Source organism: Mesorhizobium sp. M2A.F.Ca.ET.067.02.1.1, from assembly GCF_004023285.1.
Taxonomy (GTDB): Bacteria; Pseudomonadota; Alphaproteobacteria; order Rhizobiales; family Rhizobiaceae; genus Mesorhizobium.
Genome location: NZ_RZSB01001418.1, coordinates 1 through 472, shown reverse-complemented (window position 1 = coordinate 472; position 472 = coordinate 1). Strand labels below are relative to the sequence as shown.

Below are 472 nucleotides of genomic sequence, written 5' to 3'. Positions count from 1 at the left end.
CTGCCGCTCTACCGCTATCTCGGCGGCGCCAAGGCGCATATCCTGCCGGTGCCGATGATGAACATCATCAATGGCGGCGCCCATGCCGACAACCCGATCGACTTCCAGGAGTTCATGATCCTGCCGGTCGGCGCGCCGACGCTGCGCGACGGCGTGCGCTGGGGCTCGGAGATCTTCCACACGCTGCGCAAGAAGCTGAAGGATGCCGGCCACAACACCAATGTCGGCGACGAGGGCGGCTTCGCCCCGAACCTGAAGAGCGCGCCGTCGGCGCTCGATTTCATCATGGAATCGATCGAGAAGGCTGGCTTCAAGCCCGGCGAGGATGTCGCGCTTGGCCTCGACTGCGCGGCGACCGAGTTCTTCAAGGACGGCAACTACGTCTATGAGGGCGAGAAGAAGACCCGCGATCCGAAGGCGCAGGCCAAGTACCTGGCCAAGCTCGCTTCCGACTATCCGATCATCACCATCG

The 472-nt window shown here is 63.6% G+C and carries 1 pseudogene; it reads left to right on the top strand.

The window, feature by feature from the left end:
- Nucleotides 1–472: pseudogene (gene eno, locus EOA28_RS38125) on the top strand (phosphopyruvate hydratase); the annotation flags it as partial.